The organism is Streptomyces sp. NPDC111656, assembly GCF_055656965.1.
This window is the reverse complement of record NZ_JBVKCA010000003.1, coordinates 237,531-260,091: the sequence shown is the minus strand read 5'-3', so window position 1 is coordinate 260,091 and position 22,561 is coordinate 237,531. Positions and strand designations below refer to the sequence as shown.

At 70.8% G+C, this 22,561-nt stretch carries 19 protein-coding genes and 1 pseudogene; 6 read left to right on the top strand and 14 right to left on the bottom strand.

Annotated features, from left to right (window positions below):
* The first annotated feature begins 234 nt into the window (after positions 1 to 234).
* Complete coding sequence (locus tag ACZ7M3_RS11535; RefSeq protein WP_472062589.1) at positions 235 to 1,173, top strand: hydrolase; 939 nt, start codon at positions 235 to 237, stop codon at positions 1,171 to 1,173.
* A gap of 92 nt (positions 1,174 to 1,265) precedes the next feature.
* Here ACZ7M3_RS11535 and ACZ7M3_RS11530 read toward each other — a convergent pair whose 3' ends face one another.
* The 4 genes from ACZ7M3_RS11530 to ACZ7M3_RS11515 form a co-directional block, all read right to left on the bottom strand.
* On the bottom strand, positions 1,266 to 2,615 hold the full coding sequence (locus ACZ7M3_RS11530) for a jacalin-like lectin (protein ID WP_472062587.1): 1,350 nt from the start codon (positions 2,613 to 2,615) through the stop codon (positions 1,266 to 1,268).
* A gap of 43 nt (positions 2,616 to 2,658) precedes the next feature.
* On the bottom strand, positions 2,659 to 4,044 hold the full coding sequence (locus ACZ7M3_RS11525; protein WP_472062585.1) for a glycoside hydrolase family 43 protein: 1,386 nt from the start codon (positions 4,042 to 4,044) through the stop codon (positions 2,659 to 2,661).
* A 59-nt stretch (positions 4,045 to 4,103) separates the two neighbouring features.
* Positions 4,104 to 5,513, bottom strand: coding sequence for an AbfB domain-containing protein (locus ACZ7M3_RS11520; protein WP_472062584.1), 1,410 nt, complete (start codon positions 5,511 to 5,513; stop codon positions 4,104 to 4,106).
* Positions 5,514 to 5,606: 93 nt separating this feature from the next.
* Complete coding sequence (locus ACZ7M3_RS11515) at positions 5,607 to 8,153, bottom strand: beta-L-arabinofuranosidase domain-containing protein (protein ID WP_472062582.1); 2,547 nt, start codon at positions 8,151 to 8,153, stop codon at positions 5,607 to 5,609.
* Between the two features lie 246 nt (positions 8,154 to 8,399).
* Here ACZ7M3_RS11515 and ACZ7M3_RS11510 point away from each other — a divergent pair, with 246 nt between their 5' ends.
* Entirely contained in the window at positions 8,400 to 8,915 is a 516-nt protein-coding gene (locus ACZ7M3_RS11510; RefSeq protein ID WP_472062580.1) for a phosphatase domain-containing protein, read from the top strand.
* A 348-nt stretch (positions 8,916 to 9,263) separates the two neighbouring features.
* On the opposite strand, the gene ACZ7M3_RS11505 is transcribed toward ACZ7M3_RS11510, so the two are convergent.
* The 5 genes from ACZ7M3_RS11505 to egtA all read right to left on the bottom strand — a co-directional run bounded on the left by ACZ7M3_RS11505 (position 9,264) and on the right by egtA (position 14,041).
* A complete protein-coding gene (locus ACZ7M3_RS11505) occupies positions 9,264 to 9,479 on the bottom strand; it encodes a dodecin (protein WP_054231621.1) in 216 nt (71 codons plus the stop codon).
* A 176-nt stretch (positions 9,480 to 9,655) separates the two neighbouring features.
* Positions 9,656 to 10,618 (bottom strand): L-histidine N(alpha)-methyltransferase, encoded by a 963-nt coding sequence (gene egtD, locus ACZ7M3_RS11500; protein ID WP_351305202.1) that lies wholly within the window; start codon positions 10,616 to 10,618, stop codon positions 9,656 to 9,658.
* Complete coding sequence (egtC, locus tag ACZ7M3_RS11495) at positions 10,615 to 11,424, bottom strand: ergothioneine biosynthesis protein EgtC (protein ID WP_472062578.1); 810 nt, start codon at positions 11,422 to 11,424, stop codon at positions 10,615 to 10,617. The genes egtD and egtC overlap by 4 nt, the downstream gene beginning before the upstream one ends.
* The gene (egtB, locus tag ACZ7M3_RS11490) at positions 11,424 to 12,746 is read right to left on the bottom strand and encodes an ergothioneine biosynthesis protein EgtB (protein WP_472062576.1); all 1,323 of its coding nucleotides are present in this window, start codon (positions 12,744 to 12,746) and stop codon (positions 11,424 to 11,426) included. Before egtB ends, egtC begins: the two co-directional genes overlap by 1 nt.
* Positions 12,743 to 14,041 carry an ergothioneine biosynthesis glutamate--cysteine ligase EgtA gene (gene egtA, locus ACZ7M3_RS11485; RefSeq protein ID WP_472062574.1) on the bottom strand — a complete coding sequence of 433 codons (1,299 nt, stop codon included), beginning with the start codon at positions 14,039 to 14,041 and terminating at the stop codon, positions 12,743 to 12,745. Before egtA ends, egtB begins: the two co-directional genes overlap by 4 nt.
* Before the next feature lie 326 nt (positions 14,042 to 14,367).
* On the opposite strand from egtA, the gene ACZ7M3_RS11480 reads away from it, so the two are divergent.
* Positions 14,368 to 15,267: a TIGR02452 family protein gene (locus tag ACZ7M3_RS11480; RefSeq protein WP_472062572.1), complete on the top strand. Its 900-nt coding sequence runs from the start codon at positions 14,368 to 14,370 to the stop codon at positions 15,265 to 15,267.
* Here the strand turns inward: ACZ7M3_RS11480 and ACZ7M3_RS11475 are convergent.
* Together ACZ7M3_RS11475 and ACZ7M3_RS11470 are read right to left on the bottom strand one after the other, a co-directional pair.
* Positions 15,221 to 15,676: a type II toxin-antitoxin system PemK/MazF family toxin gene (locus ACZ7M3_RS11475; protein ID WP_095851156.1), complete on the bottom strand. Its 456-nt coding sequence runs from the start codon at positions 15,674 to 15,676 to the stop codon at positions 15,221 to 15,223. The genes ACZ7M3_RS11480 and ACZ7M3_RS11475 overlap by 47 nt on opposite strands.
* Before the next feature lie 59 nt (positions 15,677 to 15,735).
* Positions 15,736 to 16,047: pseudogene (locus tag ACZ7M3_RS11470) on the bottom strand (LysR substrate-binding domain-containing protein); the annotation flags it as partial.
* Here ACZ7M3_RS11470 and ACZ7M3_RS11465 point away from each other — a divergent pair.
* Complete coding sequence (locus tag ACZ7M3_RS11465; RefSeq protein ID WP_472062570.1) at positions 16,045 to 16,569, top strand: SRPBCC family protein; 525 nt, start codon at positions 16,045 to 16,047, stop codon at positions 16,567 to 16,569. The pseudogene ACZ7M3_RS11470 and the gene ACZ7M3_RS11465 sit on opposite strands and share 3 nt — an antisense overlap.
* A gap of 109 nt (positions 16,570 to 16,678) precedes the next feature.
* On the opposite strand, the gene ACZ7M3_RS11460 is transcribed toward ACZ7M3_RS11465, so the two are convergent.
* The 3 genes from ACZ7M3_RS11460 to ACZ7M3_RS11450 all read right to left on the bottom strand — a co-directional run bounded on the left by ACZ7M3_RS11460 (position 16,679) and on the right by ACZ7M3_RS11450 (position 20,075).
* Positions 16,679 to 18,184 carry a flotillin family protein gene (locus ACZ7M3_RS11460; RefSeq protein WP_472062568.1) on the bottom strand — a complete coding sequence of 502 codons (1,506 nt, stop codon included), beginning with the start codon at positions 18,182 to 18,184 and terminating at the stop codon, positions 16,679 to 16,681.
* A 145-nt stretch (positions 18,185 to 18,329) separates the two neighbouring features.
* Positions 18,330 to 18,548 (bottom strand): hypothetical protein, encoded by a 219-nt coding sequence (locus ACZ7M3_RS11455; protein WP_095857581.1) that lies wholly within the window; start codon positions 18,546 to 18,548, stop codon positions 18,330 to 18,332.
* Positions 18,549 to 18,650: 102 nt separating this feature from the next.
* Positions 18,651 to 20,075 (bottom strand): amidase, encoded by a 1,425-nt coding sequence (locus ACZ7M3_RS11450; RefSeq protein WP_472062566.1) that lies wholly within the window; start codon positions 20,073 to 20,075, stop codon positions 18,651 to 18,653.
* 170 nt (positions 20,076 to 20,245) lie between these two features.
* Between ACZ7M3_RS11450 and ACZ7M3_RS11445 the strand changes: the two genes are divergently transcribed.
* Both ACZ7M3_RS11445 and ACZ7M3_RS11440 read left to right on the top strand, forming a co-directional pair.
* Entirely contained in the window at positions 20,246 to 21,280 is a 1,035-nt protein-coding gene (locus ACZ7M3_RS11445; RefSeq protein WP_472062564.1) for a LacI family DNA-binding transcriptional regulator, read from the top strand.
* A 98-nt stretch (positions 21,281 to 21,378) separates the two neighbouring features.
* Complete coding sequence (locus tag ACZ7M3_RS11440) at positions 21,379 to 22,557, top strand: 4-hydroxybenzoate 3-monooxygenase (RefSeq protein ID WP_472062562.1); 1,179 nt, start codon at positions 21,379 to 21,381, stop codon at positions 22,555 to 22,557.
* The last annotated feature ends 4 nt before the right edge of the window (positions 22,558 to 22,561 follow it).

Sequence of the window (22,561 nt, the reverse complement as noted above, 5' to 3'; positions counted from 1 at the left end):
CCACCTGCCGCGGTCAACCACGGTGCGAGCAGTCAACTGGCCTGAACCCCGTGCCGGTTGTGGCGCAAGGTAAGAGGTTGATGATAAGTCGCGGCAGGGTCTCCCGGCGGCCTCGATCACGTCTGTACTGTCCACCGTTGTGTCGAACGGCAGTCGTTCAACGGCCGTTCTACGCGCGCAGATCGGCGCCCCGCACCGCCTCTTCCCCCGCCCCCACCCATGGAGGAACGCCGGATGCTCACCCCCACAAGGCCCCGCCACAGACTCGCCGTCGCCCTCACCGCGCTCGCCGTGCTGCTCACGGGAGCCGCGCTCCAGACGACCACCGCCGCCCCCGCGCACGCGGCCACCACCCATCGCGTCCTGTTCGACAACGGCCACGCCGAGACGGCGGGCAACGCCGACTGGATCATCTCCACCAGCCAGCCGAACCCGCTGAGCGAGGACTCCTCGCCGTCCTCCGAGACCGACTGGACCGGCGCGCTCTCCTCGTGGGGCGTGGCCCTGCAGAAGACCGGCGACTACAGCCTGGACACGCTGCCTTCGGGCTCCAAGCTGACGTATGGCGGTAGCTCGGCCACCGACCTGTCGAACTTCGACACGCTGGTGCTGCCCGAGCCCAACACGCTCTTCACCACGGCCGAGAAGACCGCGATCATGACGTTCGTGAAGAACGGCGGCGGTCTGTTCATGATCTCCGACCACACCGGGGCCGACCGCAACAGCGACGGCTACGACGCGGTGAAGATCCTCAACGATCTGATGACCAACAACAGCGTCGACTCCACCGACCCGTTCGGCTTCTCCGTCGACTCGCTGAACATCAGCTCGGGCTACCCCGCGGCGATCAGCGACAGCACCAACGCGGTCCTGCACGGCTCGTTCGGCACCGTCACCAAGAGCCTCATCGCCAACGGTACGACGGTCACGCTGAAGCCCGCCGACAATTCGGCGGCCAAGGGCCTGCTCTACCGCTCCGGTTACTCGGGCAACACCGGGGCCTTCTTCGCCACCAGCACCTTCGGAAGCGGCAAGGTCGCCTTCTGGGGCGACAGTTCGCCGATCGACGACGGCACCGGCCAGTCCGGCAACACGCTCTACGACGGCTGGAACGACACCGGTGCCACCAACGCCGCCCTCGCCCTGAACGCCACCGAGTGGCTTTCCTCGTGAGTGAGCCGAGCCTCGTGACTGAGCAAGTGAGCAAGTGAGCCCGTGGCTCCTGGTGTGCGCACACCAGGAGCCACGGGCTCGGTCGTGTCCGGTCAGCGCTGGGTGTAGATGAAGCCGATCTTGTCGACCTCGTCGCCCGTGCGGCCGTGGAACCCGGCGATCTGCCAGCCCGACGGCGCCGTGCGGGTCACGCAGTCCGAGGTCGACGCACCGCCCGCCAGGCTGTTGCCGAGGTTGGTGGTGAACTTGGCGTAGAAGATCCGGGTGTTGCCGTCCTTCACGCCCTGGCACAGCTGCGCCGAGGTGACGTACTCGCCGCTGCCGAGCGTGAGCGACGACGCGGTGCCGCCCGTGCCGCCGTGGGTCAGCGTCGTGCCGCTGCTCAGCGTCAAGCCCATCTGGTCGACGCGCGAGCCGCTGCGCAGGGTGAGGGCGGTCGCCCTGGCCCCGGCCGGCACGCTGTCGATGTCGTTGAAGTAGTCCCCGTGCGGGCCGCCGAACTGGTCGCTCAGCTGGAAGGAGGGGTTGCGCGACCAGGTGAACTTGGCGGTGATCGGGTCGTGGTCGGAGAGCATCAGCCCGTCCGAGGTCAGGAAGCTCGCGTGCTCGTTGTTGTAGCTCGTGGCGTTGAGCGTGACCAGCTTGCTGCCGCGGTACAGGATCTTGTCCACGACCTCGCAGGTGTTGGGCACGGTGGCGCCGGTCTGGTCGCAGACCAGCGCGTCGCTGCCCTTGGCGGGCGGGGTGCCGCCGCGGATGAGCTTGACCCAGGCGTCGGTCAGGCCGTTGGCCGCGCCGAACTCGGCGATCGTGTCGCCGGCACGCGTGTAGCGGGTGTTGGTGTCACCCATGACCACCACGGCGTTGCCCTTGGAGTGGCTCTGGATGAAGGCCGTGAGCTGGTTGAGGTTGTCCGCCCGCGAGGCCAGGTCGCCGTCGTTGGTGCCCGCGTTGGTGTGCAGGTTGTAGAAGTCGACGTACACGCCCTCGGCCAGCCGTTCCCGCATGAACGTGAAGCCCTTGGGGGTCAGGCAGTCGCCCGAGTCGATCTGGCAGGAGTTCCAGTGCACCCGCTCGAAGTCGTCGGTGTCGTAGGAGATCTTCGACAGGGTGTTGAGCCCACTGCCGATCCCGGCGCCACCGCTGGTGGGCGTGCGGTAGGCGTGCGTGGTGTCGCCCGCGTAGAGATAGGAGTGGTAGTTGAAGTCCTCCTCCACGTGGACGATGTCGTACGGGCCGAGCCGCTGGCCTATCGCCGTGGTGCTGGTGTCGCGCGGGGTCGAGGCACTGGAGATGATCTCGGGGAGTCCGGCGACGTTGTAGCTGAGCACGTTGAAGGTGCCCGAGTCGGCGGCCGCCGCGGCGGGGGCGGTCGCCGTGAGTCCGCCGAGGGCCGCGGCTGCCGCGGCCATGGTGGCGAGGACTCTTCGGAGAGGTGACATGGGGGTGTCTCCTGGGGACTGGGTACTGAGGGATGACGGGGCGTCAGTAGCCGACCGTGAACGTGGCGTCGGCCTTCTCGGTGCTGGTGGAGATGGGATCGATGCGCAGGACGTAGTTTGCGTGGCGGATGTGACGGTCCGGATAGTTGAAGGAGCGGAAAGATGACCAGGAGGTGTCGGCCAGGCCCGCGGTCCGGTAGAACGTGGCGTCCTGCGCGAACGTCGTCGTACTGTCGTTGACGTCCAGTTGCAGCTGGTAGTTGTAGTGCCTCAGATAGCGTGTGGGGTAGCTGACGGACTGGAAGGACACCCCGGAGCTGTCGGCGAGCCCCGGCACGAGCTTCCACTCCGCGTCGGTGTACGGGTCGAACGGGTAGGCGTCGATCCGGCCGACGTAGTCGGCGTGACGGACGTACCGGTCCGGGTAGTTGTAGGACTTGATGCGGTTCCAGCCCGGCTTGCCGTACGCCGTCACGAGGTTGTCGTACTCGGTGGTGGTGATCGGCTGGATGGTGCCGTGCTTCGAGTTGACCGGCTGGGTGTAGAGCCGCTGGTCGACCGCGGTCCAGGTGCCCGTGGCCAGGTCGCCGCTCTGCCAGGCGTAGAAGACACCGTTGGGGGTGTAAGTGTCCCCCCAGAGGTACCAGGTCGCCGACGTCTGGGACTTGACGAGGATCGGGGCCTCGGTGCCGCCGTGCGCGACGGGTGTGCTGAACACGGTGAAGCTGCCCGGGTCCAGTGAGCTCGACTTGGCGCCGACCAGCGTCTGGTCCTTCTTGAAGTAGAGGTAGTTGACCCCGACGACGCCCACGGCCAGGTCGCCGTCGATGATGTCGTAGCCGGGGTCGAAGAAGACCTGCGCCGTCGACGCGGTCACGAAGTCGGTGGTGTAGTTCACCATGATGACGTTGTGGCCCGTGGAGTTGACGGCCGAGTAGATGATCCCGTACTGCCCGCGGCCCGCGTCCCAGTACGCTTCCGGAGCCCAGCTGTGGGTGGCCATGTCGTGCAGCTTCAGCCGCCGGTAGCCGGTGAAGGAGCGCAGGTCGGCGGAGTCCCAGACATGGATGTACTGGCTCTGCAGGCTCCAGTCGGTGCCCTTGAGGTCGGTGGCGAGCACGACGAACGTGCCGTCCTGTTTGCGCAGGATGAACGGGTCGCGCAGGCCGCCGGTGCCCCCGGTCGGGGTCACGACCGGGTTGTTCTGGTTCAGCGGCATCCACTGGAGCGAGTCGGTGCTGACGGCGAGATGGAGGCCGTAGTCGTCACCGAGCCCGTTCGGGGACTCGGTGAAGTAGCCCATCACGTACGCGGATCCGGTCGCGGCGCGGGCGGACGGAACGCCGATCGCGAAGGAGGCGGTGAGGGCGGCCATCGCCCCCAGCACGGTGCGGCGGGACGGCTCAAGGGGTCCGGGGCTGTCGCTCATCGGGTTCTTCTCCCTGTGTTCCTGGGCTGAGGCTGTGGATGCGGCTGCGGCTGCGGCGCTCATGCCCAGGCCGTCACGGGTACGAAGGAGCTGTCCTGGCGGAAGAGGTCGGTGCCGTCCGACACGTCCACGCGCAGCTGGTAGTTGTAGTGGCGCAGGTAGTAGCCCGGGTAGTTGTACGACTCGAAGCGGACGGCGCCGTCGGGGGTGCCCGTGCGGATGACGAACGTGGCGTCCTTGGCGAACGTCGACGTACCGTCGCTCGCGTCGAAGCGGGCCCGGAAGTCCCAGTGGCGCAGGTAGTTGCCGGCCGCGTCCCGGAAGGAGTAGGCGTTCGCGTCGGCGAGGCCCGGCACCACGGTGAAGGTGGAGGCCTGCTTCTCGGCGGTCGTGCTGGAGCTGCTGACCACGGGCAGGTTGAGCAAGGCGGACTGCTCCTGCCAGTAGCGGGTGGAGTAGTTGCCCGATCGGAAGGAACGGGTCACGCCCGTGGCCAGGTCGACACCGCCGGACACCGTCTCCTTGATCACGGTGAAGTGGCGGGCCGTTCCGGAGATGCCCGGCAGCTTCTTCGGGGCGGTCCAGGTCGCGAAGGTGTCGTAGCTGTCGCTGTAGTAGTAACTGCTGTCGCCGTAGCCGTCGAAGAAGATCCGCCAGGCGCCGTTGTCGAGCTGGATCACGGAGGGACCCTCACGGGTGCCGCCCCAGCCGGCCCAGTCGCCGGTGCGGGTGATGGTGTACGGCCCGGTCAGGCTGGACGCGGTGGCGTACTCGATGTACTTCGTCGTCTCGTTCTTCGGGAACGCGTGGTACGTGGAGCCGATCCTCACGATGAACGTATCGATGTGGTTGGCGCCGATGCCGGACAGGGCCACGGGTGAACTCCACGCGGTGAGGGCCGAGTTGGCGGCATTCATCACATACGGGGTGAAGATCCACTCGTCGTCGGTGGTCGAGCAGGACACGATGACGTTCACGCTGCCGTCGCTGTCGACGAACCACTCGGGCGCCCACGCGCGGGACAGACCGGTGATCGGGACCGTGTAGTCGTACAGGAAGGTCCAGTTGGCCCGGTCGGAGCTGCGGGCGAAGCCGATGGTGGTGCTGACGTCCTGCCAGGTGTGGGTGGTGTAGGTGATGTAGTAGTAGCCGTCGGTGTGCTTGAACACGCTGGCGTCGCGGATGCGGTTGCTGGGCGGGGTGTAGGCGGAGGACTTGGCGAGCCGGAAGTCGGTGGCGTCGTCCGACTGGTACACGTTCACGGTGCCGTCGTCGCTGTTGAGGAACGGCACGATGGTGTAGCGGGTGGCGGAGCCGTGCGCGGGAGCCGCCGCCGCGGCCGAGCCGAGCAGGCCGGGCAGTTCGCCCAGCACGAGTGCGGTCGCGGGTATCGCCACCATCGCGCGCAGCAGACTGCGGCGGGACGGGTCGAGCGGCGTCGAGGACGCGTTCCGGTCGGGGGTGATCATTTTTTGCGGCTCTCCTTGTTTCTGTTGATCCGGGTGAGGGCGCGGCGGCTCCGCGTCCCCACCCGTCCTGCGCACACGTCGAGGTGGCGTCGCCTAGGCCTGGGCCAGGGCGACGACTTCCTCGGCCGTGAGGGTCTTGCCGTACACACGGAAGTCGTCGACCGCACCCCTCAGACAGGGGTCGGCGTACTGCGACCTGCCGAGGTACCCGGCACGGATGTGGTTGCCGAAGTAGCGCGGATCCACCGTGACCTGGGCGTTGCGCCCGACCTCCTGCCCGTCCACGTACAGGACGGCGGTCCCGCCGCCGTACGTCACCGCCACATGCACCCAACGGTCGGTGGGCAGCGGCGCGGCGTCGATGCGTTGCTCGGCGCCCGCGCCTGCGGCGGTGATGGCGTAGCGAAGGGTGCCGTCGCCGCTGAGCGGGGTGAGGAACATGTTGGCCGTGACGCCGGTGCCGAGGTCGAACACCCGACTCCAGACACCGGGTTGGCCGTCCAGCCGCACCCAGGTGGCCAGCGTGTAGACGGCGGCGCCCGCGAGGAGGTCGTCGGCCAGGCGTACGTACCCGTCCGTGCCGTCGAGCGCCACCGCGCCACCGTCGGCGCCGCCCGCCGTCCAGGCGGCACCGCCGACGAGCTGGGCCGCCTTCCCGTTCCCGGTGGCGTCGGCGGCCGTGGTCCCGGAGGTCTCGTCGAAACGGTGCCAGGCGGCGAACTCCGGTGGCGGTGGCGGTGGTTCACCGGTCTGCCAGTACACGGAGTAGTGCTGGTGGTGCACCCGGGAGATCGGCAGGAGTGAGACGTCCTCGCCGTCGGCGCGGGCGGTGAACCGCAGCGGCTCCTGCGGCTCCTGCCGTACGGATCCGGTGTCCAGGCGCGGCAGCCACGGCGTCGCCCTGTCCCCGTACGCCCCTGCCAGGACCACCGGGCCGTGCAGTACCGCCCGTACGTCGGGGTCGTCGGGCGTCGGCTCGATGACCGTGCGCATGGGCAGCGACACCTCGACCCGGTCCCCGGCGCGCCACTCCCGGTCGAGGGTCAGCCGGCTGCCGGGCTCCGGACGGTCGGGCAGGGCGCGGCCGTTGAGTGTCGCGCGGGCGTCCGCGGCCCAGGACGGGATACGGACGAGCAGCTGGTGCGCGGCCCGTCCGGCGGTGACGGTCAGCACGGTCGACGACCGGTCGGGGAAGGAGGTGGTCTGCCGCCAAGTGATGTTCCGTTCCCGCCAGTTGACCTGCGACGGGATGAACAGGTTCACCAGCAGCCGGTGTCGGTCGTGCGAGTAGACCGTGTCGGCGAACTTCGCCTGCGTCTCCATGCCGGTGCCGTGGTCGCAGGAGAAGTTGTCGTAGTCGGTCGAGTACGCGTCAGGGTCGGTGCCCATGAAGGACGGCTGCTGCTTGAAGGCGCCGGGGCCCAGGCCCGTGTAGTAGATGTTGAAGCCGTGCGCCGCGTCCGGGTCCTGCTCACCGAGCATCTGGTTGAACAGGGTCCGCTCGTAGTAGTCGAGCAGATCGGTGCGCCGGGGCGCGTGGAAGTGCAGCAGGCGGGTCAGTTTCAGCATGTTGTAGCTGTTGCAGTTCTCGCAGGTGCTGTTGGACAACTGACCCGCGATGACGTCCGGTTCGTGAAAACCCTCGCCGTTGCTGTTCCCGCCGATCACGTAGGTGTGGTGATCGGTGACGATCTGCCAGAAGTTTTCGGCGATCGTGCGGTAACGGTCGGGCAGACCCTCCTCCCACAGGCGCAGGGCGCCGACCATCTTGGGGATCTGGGTGTTGGCGTGCAGCCCCGCGAGCTTGTCCTCGTTCCTGGCCAGCGGGTCGAAGACGCGGGCGTGCGTGAAGCGTTCGGCGACGGCGAGCCACCGGGCGTCGCCGGTGAGGGCGTGCAGATCGGCGAGCACGTCGTTCATGCCGCCGAACTCCGTCTCCAGCACCCGCTGCATCTGCTCGTGCGACAACGGCTCGGTGCGCCGGTCGACCCACTCGGCCTGGCGCAGCACGACGTCGAGGGCCTGTCCGCTGCCGGTCAGCCGGTGCTGCTCGACCAGCCCGGCCATGATCTTGTGGATCGTGTAGTACGGCGCCCATACGCCGGTCCCGGCTTCGAGGCGGTCGAAGAAGCTCTCCGGGAACGCGGACAGATAGCCCACGCCGAAGCCCGCGGCGGGAGAGGCGGCCTGGCACTCGGCCAGCGCCGAGACGAGCCGGTGGCCCTTGTCGCGCAGGGCCCGCTCCCCGGTGTTGGCGTGGGCGAGGGCGAGCCCGGAGAGCAGATGGCCGGTCGAATGGCCGCGCAACTCGACGCTCGGGCCCTCCCAGCCACCGCACGGCTGGGCGTTGCTGGGCAGGCCGACGTTGGTACGGAAGGTGTGGAGCAGCCGGTCGATGTCCACGAAGCGCAGATAGGCGGAGTTGCGCTGCTGGTTGGCCCGGAAGGCACTGTCCAGGAGGGTCACCGAGCCGAGGGGGAACGGCCGGACGGGGGCGTTGGCGTCGTGGGCGACCGGGGCGCCCGAGGTGTTGGTCCCGGTCGAGGCGTGGGCCGTGCCGCAGGCCGCGGCCAGGGTCATGGCGGCCGTGGACGTGCTGGTGACGGCGAGGAAGTGACGTCTGTCGAGTGGGGGGTTCACAACGACCTCCGCATGCCGAAGAACCGGGCGGTGGTGTCCCTTCACCGCCCCGCTCTCGTTCGAAATACCGAATGTTGTGCGACATGCTGTGCAACATGCAGTGCGAGGCATCACGGTAAGGGCTTGCTGGGTGATGTGAATAGTGCTTGTGGTGAAGGAAGTTGGCGCGAGAGGGCCACGGGTTCACAGGGGCGGGCGGCGGCTGTGGTGTGCCGGGTGTCGGCGGCCCTGTCTAGGGTGGTCCGCGTGACGGAGAAGACCAGGGAGAAGACCAGGGAGAAGACCAGCAGACCGCTCGCCGTGTTCGACCTCGACGGCACGCTCGCGGACAGCGCGCACCGGCAGCGGTTCCTGGAGCGCAAACCACGGGACTGGGACGCGTTCTTCGCCGCCGCACCGCAGGATCCGCCACTCGCGGAGGGAGTGGCCCTGGCGTTGCGCAGCACGGAGGAGTGCGAGGTGGTCTATCTGACCGGCCGTCCCGAGCGCTGCCGTCGTGACACCGTCGAGTGGCTGGCCGCGCAGGGGTTGCCCGAGGGGCGCGTCTGGATGCGACGCAACGACGACCGCAGGCCCGCCCGTCACACCAAACTGGACGTCCTGCGCCGGCTCGCGCGCGACCGCGAGATCCACGTCCTGGTCGACGACGACGAACTCGTCTGCGACGAGGCGGAACGGGCCGGTTTCAGGGTCGTCCGAGCCCGCTGGGCCACGGCGTCCGCGGCACTGAAGGACGCACAGGAGCGGGAGGGACGGACCTAGGGGTCCGTCAGGGGAGCCGAGGAGGCGCTCAGGAGTTGCCCCACGGTGGGCGGGGCGGGTCCTACTCCTCGGAGAGGCGGGGAAGCAGTTGACGCGGCTCGGCGTCGCCGAGGGCTCCCGGTCCGGGCCGCGCACGGCCTGGCCGACTGCTCCGGCCGGGGCTTCGGCGCGCGGTGGCGCCGCCGTTGTGGGCCATCGCACGCCGGCCAGGCTCGGCCCGTCGGGTGACGCGGACCGGTCCGCCCGAGACACCGCTTTCCCCATGGGCAGCCCTGCCTGGGGCCCCGCTTTCGAGGGGCCCGGGGCGGGGTGGCCAGGGGTCTCCCGGGCTTCAGGAGACCCCGGGGCTCAAGCGCCGTCCTCCAGGCGGAAGCCGACCTTCAGGCCGACCTGGTAGTGCTCGACCTCCCCGTCCACGATCTGCCCCCTGACCTGGGTGATCTCGAACCAGTCCAGGTTGCGCAGGGTCTGCGAGGCCCGGGAGATCCCGTTGCGAATGGCCTGGTCGACGCCCTCGTGGGAGGTGCCGACGATCTCGGTGACCCGATACGTGTGGTCGGACATGCGGGTGCTCCTCTCCGCCGTGGCGGGTGCGCCACGCGTCACTCCACGGTGCCTCACGGCGCGGCGGTGCGCGAGATGTCGGGGCACCGTGGGTGACCCAGGGCCGGTCGACCTGATCCGAACGACAGGCCCTCACCCGGGTGGCCCACCGTCGAGGCAGGCCACCCGGGCGGGTGTCAGCGGACCACGCTCAGCGACAGGGCGAAACGGCTCTCCCGGTCCGTCCACCAATGGGCCAGGTCGAGCCCCGCGGCAGCGAGTTCGCGACGTATCCCCTCCTCGCGGAACTTCGCCGAGATCTCGGTGCGCAGTTCCTCGCCGTCGGCGAATTCGACCGCGAGGTCGAGCGCGGGGATCTTCACCGTCTGGTCGGTCAGCGACCGCAGCCGCATCTCGATCCACTCGTGCGCGTCGTCCCAGAGGGCGACATGGGCGAACGCGTCGGGGTCGAAATCGGCGCCGAGTTCGCGGTTGACGACGTGCAGCACGTTCTTGTTGAACTCCGCCGTCACCCCCGCCGCGTCGTCGTACGCGGCGACCAGCACCGACTCGTCCTTGACGAGGTCCGTGCCGAGCAGCAGCGAGTCGCCGGGGGAGAGCAGCGCCCGTACGGACGCCAGGAACGTCTCCCGCTCGGCCGGCAGCAGATTGCCGATGGTGCCGCCGAGGAACGCCACCAGCCGCGGCCCCGGCGTTCCCGGCAGCGCGAGGCCGCCCGTGAAGTCGGCGATCAACGCGTGCACGCCGAGCCCCGGATGCTCGGCGATCAGTGCTTGCCCGGCCTGGGTGAGGGCACTTTCGCTGACGTCGACCGGCACGTACGTGTGCAGCCCCGGCAGCGCGTCGAGCAGATGGCGGGTCTTCTCGGACGAACCGGACCCCAGCTCGACGAGGGTGCGCGCACCGGTCGTCGCGGCGATCTCGGGGGCCCGGGCGATGAGGATCTCGCGCTCGGCCCGGGTGGGGTAGTACTCGGGCAGTTCGGTGATCTGGTCGAACAGCTCGCTGCCGTGGGCGTCGTAGAACCACTTCGGCGGCAGCGTCTTGGGGGTGTGGGTGAGGCCGTGCAGGACGTCGGCGCGCAGCGCGGCGTCCGTGGCGTCCTCGGGCAGGGTGCGGGTGAGAAGGAACGGGCTCACGTGCTGGGCTCCTTGGTGCGTGCGGATGCCAAGGGGGCGTGCGCGCCTTCCTGCGCGTGCGGGTCCTTGAGCGGGGTGAGCAGGACGTCGGTACGGCTCGCCGCGAGCAGCGTGCGGTCCGGCACCTCCTGCCAGTGGGGGTCGTCGTCGTACGGTTCGGACGCCACGACGGTGCGGCGGCCGGGCTCGGCGAGGTACCAGAGGGTGTCGCCCCAGGCCGTCGCGGTGATCGTGTCGCCGCCTGTGAGCAGCAGGTTGAGCCGGGACCCGGGGGCCGCCTCGGCGACCTCCAGGACGGTGTCGGCCAGCGCCTGGCCCTCGTTGTCACCGGAGCGCAGCCGGTGCAGGAGCAGCGCCCAGACGAACGCGGAGTCGCAGCGGGCCTCCAGGGACAGCAGTTCGGCCGGGGGCAGGCTTGTCACCAGCGGGGCGAGGGAGCCCGGCCAGCCCCGTACGGCGCCGTTGTGGCTGAACAGCCAGCGGTCCGCGGTGAACGGCGCCGCCGCGGCCTCCCCGTCAGCTCCCGCCACGGTGGCGTCCCGTACGGCGCCGAGCAGCGCCGTGCTCCTGACGACCCGGGCCAGGTCCGCGAACGACTGGTCGCCCCAGATCGGCCCGGGACGCCGGTACCGCGCGGGCACCGGATCCCCTTCGGCGTACCAACCCACCCCGAAACCATCGGCGTTGACCGTCCCGTGCCGCTGCCGGCGCGGCGCCCACGACTGCCGGAACAGACTGTGCGGCGGTTCCACGAGGAGTCGGCCGAGCGGCTCGGGCGGCCCCAGGTAGGCCAGGTGACGGCACATCAGACGGCCCCGTCGCGGGCCGTGCGGAATCCGGAGAAGATCTGCCGCCGGATCGGGTAGTCCCAGTTGCGGAAGGTCCCGCGGCAGGCCACCTGATCCACGGCGAACGAACCGCCGCGCAGCACTTTGTACTCCGGGCCGAAGAACACCTGCGAGTACTCCTTGTACGGGAACGCCGCGAACCCGGGATAGGGGTGCAGGTCGCTCGACGTCCACTCCCACACGTCACCGATCAACTGCCGTACGCCGAGCGGTGACTCCCCCGCCGGATAGCTGCCCGCCGGGGCCGGACGCAGATGGCGCTGGCCGAGGTTGGCGTGCTCGGGGGTGGGGTCGGCGTCGCCCCACGGGTAGCGCGTGGAGCGGTCGGCCGCCGGGTCGTGGCGAGCCGCCTTCTCCCACTCGGCCTCGGTGGGCAGCCGGCGCCCCGCCCAGCGGGCGTACGCGTCGGCCTCGTACCAGCTGACGTGCAGCACGGGTTCGTCGGGCGGTACGACCTCGGTGATGCCGAAGTGACGCCGCAGCCACTGTCCGCCCTCGCGGCGCCAGAACAGCGGCGCCTCGATGCCGTGCGAGCGGATGTGGGACCAGCCCTCCAGGCTCCACCAGCGTTCGGTGTCGTAGCCGCCGTCCTCGATGAAGGCCTGGTAGGCGGCGTTCGTCACCGGAGTGGTGTCGATGAAGTAGGGCGGGACCTCGCGCCGGTGGGCGGGGCGCTCGTTGTCCAGGGCCCACGGTTCGGTGGAGGTGCCCATCGTGAACGGGCCGCCGTGGACCAGGACTTCGGCGGGTCCCGTGAACGGCGGCGCGGGAGCGGGGTCCGGCGCCGTGAGGGCGGCGGGCCCCTTGCGGAGCTGATGGGTGATCAGCATGGTCTCGTCGTGCTGCTGTTCATGCTGAGCGATCATCCCGAACGCGAAGCCCGCCTCGGTCAGCGGCGTGCCCCGGAACGCGGTGCTCTCCAGGACGTCCAGCGCCCGTCCGCGTACCTCGGCGGCGTACTGACGGGCCTCGGCGGGCGGCAGCAGCGGCAGCGAGGGCCGCTCGGATCGCGGATGTTCGAACGCGTCGTACAGCCCGTCTATCTCGGGCCGCATCGCGTCCCGCCCGGCGACCGCGCGCAGCAGCCACAGTTCCTCCTGGTTGCCGATGTGTGCCAGGTCCCAGACCAGCGGGGACATCAACGGCGAGTGTTGCGCGGTCAGTTCGGGCTCCTCCACGCAGGAGGTCAGGAGCGCGGTGCGGTCGCGGGCCGTGGTCAGCGCGTCGAGCGCGCGCTCCCGGAGCGACTCCGGATCGGTGGGTGATGCGGGGGCGGTCATGTGCGGATGTCCTTCCCGTCGAGCTGACCGTGGAATCGGCTGTGGAAGCGGTTCAGCAGATCGTCGGCGGGGCAGCGGCCCCGGGCCACATAGCGGTCCGTGAACTCCGCTACGGCCTCTTGCACCTCGGCGGTGGCGCCCAGCCGGGGCAAGGCCTCGGCGGCGGCCGCGAAACAGGTGGCGGCGGCCTCACGCAACTCGGGGTCGGTGAGGCCGTACCGCGCGGCGTCGTTCCACAGCGGGTTGCACGGAGCGGGCCGTGCCTCGGCGCGTTCCGCGAGGGGTTTGACGGTCCGGTAGGCGACCTCCGCGGCCTCCGGGTCGTCGAACAGCGCCGCCGTCACCGCCAGCGGCACGATCCACCCGTCGTCGCCGGGCTGCGCGTCGATCATGCGCAGTTCCAGATGTCCGCGCGGGCGGACCGGCGGGAACAGCGTCGTCAGGTGGTAGTCGAGATCCGCCCGGTCGGGCGGTGTCTCGGACCTGGTCCACGCCCGGAAGGTCAGGCCCTCCGGTACCTCCCAGGGGCCGTCCGGCGCCCGGACGCACATCACCGGCGCGTCCAGGACGTGCCGGGCCCAGGAGGCGCGCGGATCGCCGCCCAGCGGGGGCGCGGCGGACCGTCCCGGGTCCATGGCCGCCCACAGGGACTGCCGCGTGGAGCGCCAGCCCGTGTACCGGCCACCGGCCACCGGCGAGTGCGCGAACGCGGCCACCAGGACAGCGCCCAGTTGGTGCGCCAGCCACCAGCGGCGCCCGTGCCCCAGGGGGCCGGGTTCCTCGTATCCGGCGTCCAGGCACACCTGGACGGAGGCGGAGGAGCACATCATGGCCCGCCCCTCCGGGCCGGCCCGGTCGAGGTACTGCTCCATGGCGTCGTAGCGCGGCTCATGGAGAAAGCGGCTCGGGGGGTTCCAGGGATCGTGGCCGTACCCGCTGAGGCCGAGACCCGCTTCGCGCAGTACCGCGCGTACCGCGTCGAGGTCGGCCGAGACGGACCCGATGCACTCCATCAGGGAGGCGGCGGGAAGGGAGCTGAGCTCCAGCTGTCCGCCGGGTTCGACGGTGAGCGCCGAACGCAGGGGCAGGGTCCGCAGTGCGGCGTACGCCGCTTGGAGTCGTTCGGGTGATGCCGGGAGCTGCGGCTGCCGCAGCTCGTGGACGAGCCATTCCACTTCGACACCGAGGGTGCGAGGCGGTCCGGTCTTGAAGCAGATGCCTCGGACCAGCGCCTCCACCTCGGCCTCGGTGACGGCGGAGCGGCGCTCCGTACAGTCACTCACCGAATCGGACATGTCGGGATCCTCCTGAGATTCCACCATGCCGCCGGCCCGACGTCTGTGGTGCCGGACCGGCATCGCTCGTCCCACCCAAGACCCTCTTGGCGGTTCGCACAAGGGTGCAATTCGTGGCTCGCGGGTTCCGGAGGCGCTGTTTGCCGGGCCGCGAGACGCTGTTTACGAGGCTGGGAAATTCCGTTGCGCCGTAGGACCAGCATCGCTCACGATGCGTTCATGGGCACGACGGGGGAATCGGCCGGGGAATTCGCCCAGGAAATGCCGGGGGGAGCGACGGGGGAGATCGCGAGGGGCGTCCTCGTGGCGCGTACGGGGGTCGCGCCATGAGTGCGCGCCTGCGCGCGCTCGCGCAGCAGACGCAGGAGATCGTCGCGGCGGGCGGGTACCGCGCGTCCGACGGACGCCCGGTGTCGATCGCCGCGGCCATCGAGGCCGCGCGGGCGGGAACACGCATGTACGGCCCTGAACCGGTCGGGGCACCGGCCGCCGGCCCCGCGAGCGCACCGCGCGGGAGCACGCGGTTCGAGGTGACGGGCGAGAGCAGCCTGGAGGCCGCCCGACGGCTCGTGCGCAAGGATGTGGGACGCCCGGCCGACCCGGTCGCCGTCCTGAACTTCGCCTCGGCGCGCAACCCGGGCGGCGGCTTCCTGAACGGCGCGCAGGCCCAGGAGGAGGCCCTGTGCCGGGTTTCCGCGCTGTACACGTGTCTGCTGGGGGCCCGCGAGTTCTACGACCACCACCGCGCTCACCGGGATCCGTTCTACACGGACCGTGTCATCCACTCACCCGCCGTGCCCGTCTTCCGCGACGACCGCGGAGGTCTGCTCGACGAGCCGTACTCGGCCGGATTCCTGACCGCCGCGGCCCCCAACGCCGGAGTCGTCCTGCGCACGGCCCCGGAGCGCGCGCCCGAGCTGGGACCCGCCCTGGCCGTTCGCGCCGAGCGCGTCCTGGAGACCGCCGCGGCCCACGGCTACCGCCGGCTGGTGCTGGGCGCGTGGGGCTGCGGCGTCTTCCGGAACGATCCGGCGCAGGTGGCGGGCGCGTTCCACGACTTGCTGGTCGAGGGCCGCTTCGCGGGTGTTTTCGACCATGTCGTGTTCGGCGTCCTGGACCGCACGAGGGATCAGGCGACGCGAGGCTCCTTCGAGCAGACGTTCGCCTACGTACGAGCCCTCAACGCCAGCCGTACCGCTCCTGCAAGCGGCGCACGACCGAATTGAACCGCATCCGATCCAGCGCACAGGCCTCCCGCCGCATCCCGTCCTCGTGCAGCCGCAGTACCCGGTCCACATCCACCCACGAGTCCCGCCCCGACCGGTCCCAGGGCCCGCTCCCGATCGGCACCCACTCCCGGTCCCCGTCGTGCCGCTTGCTCGACAGCTGGACGGCGAGGAGCGTGCCGGCGTCCTCGCGGGCGACGACGAGCACCGGACGGTCCTTGCCCCGCCCGTCGTTCTCTTCGAACGGCACCCATGTCCAGACGATCTCGCCGGGATCGGGGTCGCCGTCGTGCGCGGGCGCGTACTCCGTCCGCACCCGTCCCACCTCGCGGGGTTCGGCCTCGGTGGTCGCGGAAGGGCCGTAACGGCCGGGAACGTCTTCGGCGGTGTCATCGGTAAAGGCAGTCACGCGGCTCACGTTAGAGCCTGCCCTGTCCAACCCGCCGAGCGGGTGGCCGAGATGGTCGACTACCAGGTCCGGGCGGCCTGTTGGAGGCGGTCACGGACCCGTACGACGTCCGGGTTCGCGTCGGCGCCGGGGCGTTGGACGAGGAAGAGGGTGTTGAGGGGCGGTTCGACCGGCTCGTGGAGCAGCGCGAGGCGTCCGTCGGCGAGGTGCTCCTCGCACAGGGAGCGGGGCAGCACGCTGTAGCCGGCGCCCGCGGTGACCGCGGAGACGACGGCGTACAGGTTGGGCACGGTGACTGCGGCCCGGGCCGAGAGCTGTTTGCCGAAGACGTTGCGCCAGTACCGGCGCACGATGGGCGGATCCTCGGCGTGACCACCCAGAACGCGATCACCTGGCCCGAGCGCTATCTGCCGGGCACCGGTGACAACTTCGTCTCCAACGAGGTCGTCGTGGCGGGCCCGAGCGCCGTCGCCGTCTGGCGCCACCTCGTCGACACCTCGCGGTGGGGGTCGTACTACGACAACGTCGCCGACATCAGCTTTCCCCGGGGCGGTGGCCCCGTGCTGACGGACGGCATCCACTTCAGCTTCGGCACCTTCGGCTTCCCGCCGCTGGACGCGCACGTCGTGGAGTTCCAGGCGCCCGGCGAAGACACTCCGGGCCGTCTGTCCTGGACGGCGAAGCAGGACGGCACGCCCGAGGAGCGGCTCGACGTCCTGCACGCCTGGCTCGTGGAGGACCTGCCCGGCGGCCGGGTCCGCGTCCTCACCCAGGAGACCCAGATCGGTCGGCCCGCCGCCGCGCTGGCCACCGAGCGCCCGAACCCGATGCTCAACGGCCACCAGGCCTGGCTCGACGGTCTGGTCGGCGCCGCGGCCGAGCGGGCCGAGTAGGCCGAGCAGTCGGGGCGGAGGGCCGCGGCGCCCACGCAGAGCGGGCGACGAGGGACTGGAACACCCTCGTCGCCCCGCCGGGATCAGTCCCGGGCGTTCTCCTTCGGCGTCACTGCTTGCCGTCCCCCTCCACCGGCACCTTCTCCGTGCGCGGCGGTACGGCCCCGTTGAGCCCGGCGACGCCGTTGTTCCCCGTACCGTTGCCGGCCGTCCCGTCCTGGTTCATCGACGAGAGCAGCTGACGGGCGAGGCCGAGGCCCGTGCCGCCCATGGTGAGCGCCTTGGCGAACATGTCCGACATGCCGTCGGCGCCGTTGAGCAGCACCATGTGGTCGACGTTCCCGAACGCGCTGGCGCCCGCCTGGACGATCTCCGGCCAGTTCTCGGCGAGTTGCTGGGCGACCACCGCCTCCTGGTTCTCGGCGAGGGCCGCGGCCCTCGCCTTGATGGTCTCCGCCTCCGCGAGACCCTGCGCCCGGGTCGCCTCGGCCGCCGCGAGACCCTTGGCCTGAGCCGCCGCGGCCTCGGCCTCACCCGTGGCCCTGGTCGCCGTCGCGGCGGCCGCACCCCGGGCCTTCGTCGCCTCGGCCTCCGCGTTGGCGGCCGTCTTGACCCGGTTCGCCTCCGCTGCGGCCGCGAGCTCGGTCTCCTTGGCCTTGGCCTCGGCCGCCGAGATACGCGCGTCACGCTCGGCCTCGGCGCGGGCCCGCGTCTCGTACGCCTGCGCGTCCGCCGGCTTGCGGACGTCCGCCTGGAGCTGCTGCTCACGACGGAGGGCGTCGAGCTCGGCGATCCGGGTCTCCTGCACGACGACGTCCTGCCGGGCCGCGGCGTCCGCGAGCGGTCCGGCCTGCCGCGCCTTCGCCGCCGCCTTGTCGCGCTCGGCCTGGTAGCCGGCCTGGAGGATCTCGCTGTCCCGGGTCGCCTCCGACATCCGGGCCGCGGCCTTCTGTTCGGCCTCGGTGGCGAGACGATTCGCCTCCGCCTGCGCGATGCGCGCGTCCCGCTGTACGGCGGCGGCGTGCGGCATCGCGAGGTTCTTGATGTACCCGGTCGGGTCCTCGATCTCGTGGATCTGCAGCGAGTCGACGATCAGACCGAGCTTCTCCATCTCCGTACCGCACGCGGCCCGGGTCTGGCCGGTCAGCTTCTCCCGGTCGCGGATCATGTCCTCGACGGTCAACCCACCGACGATGGACCGCAGATGACCGGCGAACACGTTGTGCACCCGCTCCGACATCATCTTCTGTTGGTCGAGGAAGCGACGCCCCGCGTTGGCGATCGACACGAAGTCGTCGCCCACCTTGAAGATGACCACGCCCCGCACCTTCAGCGGAATGCCCTGGGTGGTCACGCAGTCCACGTGCAGCTCGGTCTCGTTGAGATCGAGCGAGATCTTCCGTACCGCCTGCACGCCCGGCAGCACCAGCGTGCCGCGCCCCGTCACGATGCGGAATCCCATGCCCTCTTCAAGGCCTTCGGTCCGATGCTTCGAACCGGAGATGATCAGTGCTTCGTTGGGCTCCGCGACACGCCACATGAGCTTGAAGACCACAACGATGAAGATCAGTGCGAGGACAACCGCCCCCGCCACGACGCCGACAACCATCGGCATACGCCCCCTTTTGATGGTGCCCTATCGGCACCGAACGAAGGGAGTGTGCTCCTGTGCAAGACCGGGGTACAGACGCTGACGGATCCTTGTTGCAATCTTGACGCATACCGCTCTCACCTGGGGCGGAGCGTGCACAGACGAGCCGTCAACTGTCGTACGCGGCCGATACGTACACCGTGCGCGGCGGCAGGTACTCGACCACCATCACCACCGTGCCGCGCTCGATCCGCTCCTTCGCGGCGGCCGGGTACGCGAGGAAGTGCTCGGCGCCGCCGCGGACCCGGACGATCACCTCACCGACGAGCCCGGGTCCGACCGTGCCGGTCACCCGCCCCATCAACCCGACCATCGACGCATCGTCCATGGGCCCAGCGTACGGCCCGAATCCCCTGGTCAGTGCCTTCGCGCCGAACTCGCTCACGGCACGTGCCCCGAACTCGCCCCCCGGCACGTGTGGTGAACTCGTCTACACCGCCGGGGAGTCCGCGGGCGCCCCGTGCGGCGGCCAGTGTTCGTGCCAGCGCTGGTCGGCCTCCAACTGGGCGGCCAGGGAGACGAGCAGCGGTTCGCTGTTCGCCGGACCGAGAAGCTGGGCGCCGACCGGCAGGCCGCCGTCGACGAACCCCGCGGGGACGTTCACCCCCGGCCAGCCCAGGATGTTCCACGGCCAGGCGAAGGGGCAGGCGGCGATCATGGCCCGGTCGGTGCCGAGGCCGCTCAGGTCCGCCATCGAGCCGATGCGCGGCGGGGGAGCGGCCGTCGTCGGCGCGAGCAGGACGTCGTACGTGTCGAAGAGCGCGCCGATCCGCCGGTGCAGGGACGCCTCGGCGCGCCGGGCCACCCGCAGAGGCGCGCCGCCGAGCAGCCGGCCGAGCCGGGCCGCGCCCAGGGTCCGCCGGTCGAGGAGGTGCGGATGCGGCAGGTCGCGCACCCGCTCGGCGATCCCGGCCGTCGCGCGCGGGATGAAGGTGAGCCCGATCTGCCCGTACCGGGGCTCGGCCTCCTCCACCGTGTGGCCGAGCGCCGCGAGCCGCTCCGCGAGCGCGACCACCCGCGCCCGTACGACGGGGTCCAGGCGCGCGGGCAGCGCCGTGAACGGCGGTTTCAGCGACAGCGCGATCCGCAGTCGGCCCGGGTCGCGACCCGCCGCCTCGGACACCCGCAGCGCGGGCGGGCGGTGCAGATCGCCGTCGTGGTTGCCGCTCGCCGCGTCCAGGAGCAGGGCCGCGTCCGCGACCGTACGGGCGAGGGTGCCGTTGACCGTGATGCCCTGGAAGGACTCCGCGCGCGGCCAGGTCGAGATCCGGCCGCGCTGCGGCTTGATGCCGATGAGGTGGGTCCAGGAGGCCGGGATGCGGACCGAACCCGCGCCGTCCGAGCCCAGCGCCGCCGGGACGAGGCCCGCTGCGACCGCCGCCGCCGAGCCGCCGGACGAGCCGCCCGGGGTGTGCTCGGCGTGCCAGGGGTTGCGGGTGGCGCCGAAGGCGGGCCCCTCGGTGAACGGCCACTGGCCGAGCTCGCAGGTGTTGGTCTTGCCGATGACGATCGCGCCGGCCGCGCGCAGCCGCCGTACCGCCTCACCGTCCTCGGCCTCGGGCGGGAAAACACCCCGGCAGCCGAACGCGGTCGGCTCGCCCGCCACGTCCATGTCGTCCTTCACCGCCACCGGCACCCCGAGCAGCGGCCCGCGCACTCCGGCGGCGAGCTCCCTGTCCGCCGCGTCGGCCTCGGCGAGCGCCGCTTCGGCGCGCACCACCCGGAAGGCGTTCAGGGAGTGCTGCGTCGCCTCGATACGGGTCAGCGCCCGCTCGACCAGCTCGCGTGCGCTCACCTCCCCGTGGGCGAGGGCGCGCGCACACTCCGCCAGACCTGCGGCACGGTCGTGAGTCATACGTGACCACCTCCGGAGCACGTCGTCTACCGCACGGTAACCGCACCACGGGCCATCCCGCACGAGATGCGGAAGTTCCCTCGCGGAAGCGGGTGTTCCGGCAGGGCGGGCCCACGAGGTTCCCCCGGCGCGAGGGGACGCCCGGGGTTTCTGCAAGGATGCGAGACGTCATGGTGCAGATACCGAAGCAGCCCGTCCCGCCGACGCCCGCACAACGACCCGTGCCGACGAGTGCCGATGTGGCACGCCTGGCGGGCGTCTCCCGGGCCACCGTCTCGTACGTACTGAACAACACCAGCGCCGTCCGGATCAGCGAGCCCACCCGCCGCCGCGTCCACGAGGCGGCCAAGGAACTCGGGTACGTTCCGCACGCCGCCGCCCGCTCCCTGCGCGCCGGACACAGCCGTATGGTCCTGATGCCCACGCCGAGCGTGCCCGTGGGACCGCTCTACAGCCAGTTCCTCAACGAACTTCAGTGGGCGCTGGGCCGTCTGGATTACACGGTCGTGCAGTACGGCAGTGTCGGCCTGCACGGCGACGAGGCCGCCCGCGCCTGGGCGGAGCTGCGACCGGTCGCCGTGCTGGTGCCCGGCAGCGACCTCGGCTCGCAGGGCGTGGCCGTCCTCAAGCGCTCCGGCGCCCGGGCCGTCGTCACGCTCGGCCCCGAGCGCGTCGAGGGCGCGCACGCGCTGCTCATGGACCACGACAAGGTCGGCCACAGCGCGGGCGTCCACCTGCTGGCCCGCGGCCGCCGCCGGATCGGCGTCGTGGTGCCCGAGGAACCCGGCCTGGAGATCTTCTCCAAGTCCCGGCTCGACGGCGTACGCCGGTCCCTGACCGGTACCGACGCCACGGCGACCGCACTGCCGCTCGCGTACGAGGAGGGGGCCGCCGCCCGGCTGGCGGCGCGCTGGCGCTCGCTCGGCCTGGACGCCGTGTTCGCCTACAACGACGAGTACGCCATGCTGCTGATGCGCGCCCTCCAGGAGGAGGGCGTCGGCATCCCGGGCGAGACGGCCGTCATCGGCGCCGACGACCTCATGCTCGGTCGACTGCTGCGGCCCCGCCTCAGCACCGTCCACATCGAACTGCCGTCCGGACGCGACCTCGCGGAACTGGTCGACCGGGTGGTGCGCGAACCGGGCGGGGCGCCCGAGAGCCACGAGGTACTGGGCGCGCGGGTGGTGCACCGCGACTCGACCTGAGAGAGGCTGTAGCTGGTCCCCGGCCGCATCCGACCCGTTCGGACCGGATGTGACCCGTCCGGACCGGATGCGGCTCGATCAGGTACGGGAGGCGCGCCATGCGGACCACGGTCGGCATCATCGGCGGCGGCCCCGCCGGGCTCCTGCTGGCCCGGCTGCTGCACTGCGAGGGCATCGACTGCGCCGTGCTGGAGAGCAGGTCGCGCGCCCACGTCGAGCACCGCCAGCGCGCAGGGATGCTGGAGCAGGGCACGGTCGACGCCCTGCGCGCGTGCGGAGCCGCCGACCGGCTGGACGCCGAGGGCCTGATCCACCACGGCATCGAGCTGCGCTTCGACCGTGAGCGCCACCACATCGACTTTCCGGCCCTCACCGGTGGCCGTACCGTCACGATCTACGCCCAGACGGAGATCGTGCGGGACCTGATCGCCCTCCAACTCGCCGCCGGGACACCGCTGTTGTTCGAGGCCGAGGCCCTCACGGTCGAGTGTCCGGAGAGCGACGCGCCGGGCGTGCGCTTTGTGCACGAGGGTCGCGAACAGGCCCTGAGCTGTGCCTACGTGGTGGGCTGCGACGGCTACCACGGCATCTCCCGGAACGCCTTCCCCGTCGACGGGAGCCGCACGTACGCGCACGACTACCCGTACTCCTGGCTCGGGATCCTCGCCGATGTGCCGCCCTCCGGCACGGAGTTGATCTACGCGCGCGGTCCCGGTGGCTTCGCTCTGCACAGCATGCGCTCGCCGACCGTGTCCCGGCTGTATCTACAGGTCCCGAACGGTACCGACGTCGCCGACTGGCCCGACGAGCGCATCTGGGACGAACTCGCGGCGCGCTTCGCGGTCGACGGCGACTGGCGCCTGGAACGCGGCCCCATCACCGCCAAGTCGGTCACGCCGATGCGGAGTTACGTCCACGAGCCGATGAGTCACGGCCGGCTCTTCCTCGCGGGGGACGCCGCGCACATCGTGCCGCCCACCGGGGCCAAGGGGCTCAACCTCGCCGTCTCCGACGTACGGGTGCTGGCCCGCGCACTCATCGAGTCGCATCGCACGGGATCGACCCAACTCCTCGACCGTTACTCGGATTTGTGTCTTGCGCGGGTATGGCAGGCCACCCGCTTCTCGTACGACATGACTAGGATGTTGCACGCTCAACCAAATGGGGATGTCTTCGACCACCGGATCCAGCTCGCCCGGCTGCGCCGGATCACGGCATCCCGCCACGCGGCCGCCGAACTGGCCGCCAACTACACGGGACTGCCGCTGGGACCGTGAGTCC